Genomic DNA, 2,702 nt, shown 5'->3' on the forward strand with positions numbered 1-2,702 from the left:
CTGCATCACGTCGGCGCGCACGGTCCGGGCGAAGGGCCCGATCATCGACAGGCCCACGGCGACGACCACCTTGTCGACGCCCTGTCCGAGGATGGCGATGAAGGCCACCGCAAGGATCAGCGAGGGCAGCGCAAGGATCGAGTCGATGAGCCGCATCAGGGCCCATTCCAGCCAGCCGCCCGAGAGCCCGGCGGCCAGCCCGATCACGAGGCCTCCGGCGGCACCGATGAGCACCGAGAAGATGCCGATGATCAGGGCGTATCGGGCGCCGTAGATGACGCGCGAGAGGATGTCCTGCCCGTAGCTGTCGGTGCCCAGCGGATGTGCGAGCGACGGCCCCTGCATCATCGCCATGAAGTCCTGCTTCACCGGGTCAAAGGGCGCCACGTGCGGCGCGAAGGTGGCGGCCAGCACGTAGGCGGCGGCGACGATCAGCGCGACGGTGAAGAACGGACGGCGCAGGAACATCGAGCGGCGCCCGCGCGGCGCCTTGGCGCGCGGCAGGGGGGTGGTTGCGGCGTCGGAGGAGGGAAGGCTCATTTGCGGGCCCTCAGACGGGGATCGAGGAAGGGATAGGAGAGATCGACCAGCAGGTTCACCCCGATGAAGAGCGTGGCTGTCATCATGACGCCGGCCTGCACCACCATGTACTCGCGCCCCAGCACCGCCGAGGTCAGCATCTGGCCGATGCCGGGCAGATTGAAGACGGTCTCGGTCAGCACCGTGCCCTGCAAGAGCGTGCCGAGTTGCAGCCCGAGGATGGTGACCAGCGGCATGGCGATGTTGCGCACGCCGTGGACCCAGATCACCCGCCACGACGGCTCGCCCCTTGCGCGGGCGGCGGCGATGTAGGGCTGCTCCATCACCTCGATGAGCGTGGCGCGGGTGAGGCGCGTGATCATCGCGATGAAATAGGTCGAGAGCGTCAGCCCCGGCAGGATCATGTGGTAGATGCCGCCCCAGAAATCCTGCCACGGCGAGATGTAGCCCATCACCGGGAAGAGCTGCAGCTTCACCGCGAAGAACCAGATCAGCAGGATGCCGAGCAGGAAGGAGGGGAAGGCGGTGCCGGTCAGTGCCAGCACCGCTGAGCCCGCGTCGAACGCGGTGTCCTTCTTGACCGCCGAGATCACGCCCAGCGGCACGCCGATCAGGATCGCGAAGGCGAGGGAGAAGGAGGCGAGCGTCAGGGTGACGGGCAGCGCCTCCTTGAAGGCATAGGTATAGATATCCGTGCGCGCGACATAGGACGTGCCCCAGTCGCCCTGCACGAAGCGCAATGCCCAGTCGGCGTATTGCGAGAGGAAGGGCTGGTCGAGCCCGAGTTGAGCGGTGAGCTGCTCGTAGCTTTCCTGCGAATACTCCGATCCCAGCATGATCTGGATGGGATCGCCCGGCGCCAGCTTCAGAAGTCCGAAGCTGGCCACCGAGACGAAGAACAGAACGACAAGCGTCTGCGCGATCTTTCCCAGTGCCTGTCGTAGCATCAGGCGAGGCTCACCGTGTGCAGGTTCACGAGGTCGGCGGGGATGTACTCGAACCCCTGAACCTTGTTCGAGAACACCTTGTAGATGGGCATGTGCGCCATGATGGCGATGCCGGCCTCATCCATCAGCAGGTCCTCGGCCTTGTAGTAGAGCGGGCGCCGCTCTTCGACGTCGAGCACCACCTGCGCCTGCGCGCAGAGTTCGTCGAACTCGGTGTTGACCCAGCCGCCGAAATTCCACGCCCCGTCCGAGCGGAACTCGGGGTAGATGGTCTCGTCGGGGTCGAGGTCGGCCACCCACTCGAAGTCGTAGAGGTCGAAATCCGACTCGTTGCGGCGCTTGAGCCAGGTCGCGGGCTCGACCAGCTCGAGCTTCGCCTTGATGCCGATCTGCGCCAGCATCGGCGCCACGGTCTGGGCGATGCGGGTGCCGACCGGGCCGCGCTCGGCCATCACGTAGGTGGCCTCGATCTCGCCCTGGTTCGCGGCCTTGGCACGGAACGCCTTGGCCTTCTCGAGGTCGAACCACTGGCCGCGGCCGCTGGTGGCGATGTCCGGGTCGTAGAAGCTGGTCATCGGCGGCGAGATCGGCGTGTAGGCCTTCTTGGCCCGCCCGAAATAGGCCTGCTGCACGATGGTCTCGCGATCCAGCGCCCATGCAACGGCGCGGCGCAGGTTGATGTCGTCGAAGGGCGCGCGGTTTCATGTCATCCCGACAAAGGGGTAGTTGCCCTCGATTTCGCCGTAGAGCGTGGCGTTCGGGAAGGCATCGACCTGGTCCACCAGCTGCATCGGGCAGTCGGTCATGCCGTCGATCTGACCCGCCATGAGCGCGGCAAGCGCGGTCGAGGCCTCGTTCATCAGCACGAAGGTGACGCGCTCGAGCTTGGGCATGCCGGGCTCGAAGTAGTCGGGGTTGGCCTCGAGCTCGATGGCGTCGTTCTCTTTCCACGACACGAACTTGAACGGGCCGGTGCCGACCGGATGGCGGCCGTAGTCGGCGCCGTACTGCTGCACGGCGGCGGGGCTCACGATGGTACCGGCGCGGCCGGTGGAGCCGGTCAGCGCGACGGGCAGGAAGGCGTAGGGCTCGGAGAAGGTGAGCTTGATGGTCAGCGGATCGACGATGTCGATGGTGTCGAGCAGCGCCAGCTTCCACGCGTGCGGCGAGGCGGGCTCGCCTTCCTTGACGCGCAGCAGCGAGAACTTGACCGCC

At 66.3% G+C, this 2,702-nt stretch carries 2 protein-coding genes and 1 pseudogene; all 3 read right to left on the minus strand.

Translation table 11 applies throughout. The annotated features are described in order from the left end of the window. Nucleotides 1-540, minus strand: a 540-nt coding sequence (locus HC022_RS23550) for an ABC transporter permease (protein WP_167454023.1), incomplete at its 3' end; no start/stop codon positions are given. Continuing rightward, nucleotides 537-1,487, minus strand: a complete 951-nt coding sequence (locus tag HC022_RS23555) for an ABC transporter permease (RefSeq protein WP_167454024.1) — start codon at nucleotides 1,485-1,487, stop codon at nucleotides 537-539. The genes HC022_RS23550 and HC022_RS23555, both read right to left, overlap by 4 nt. Beyond that, a pseudogene (locus HC022_RS23560) lies at nucleotides 1,487-2,686 on the minus strand (ABC transporter substrate-binding protein). Before HC022_RS23560 ends, HC022_RS23555 begins: the two are co-directional and overlap by 1 nt. Between the last annotated feature and the right edge of the window lie 16 nt (nucleotides 2,687-2,702).

The sequence above is a fragment of the Salipiger sp. HF18 genome (genome assembly GCF_011806505.1).
Classification (GTDB): Bacteria; Pseudomonadota; Alphaproteobacteria; order Rhodobacterales; family Rhodobacteraceae; genus Salipiger; species Salipiger thiooxidans.

Bases quoted from the DNA above. Each gene is read 5' to 3' on its own strand.
- HC022_RS23555 (WP_167454024.1), bottom strand. From the start codon at position 1,487: ATGCTACGACAGGCACTGGGAAAGATCGCGCAGACGCTTGTCGTTCTG.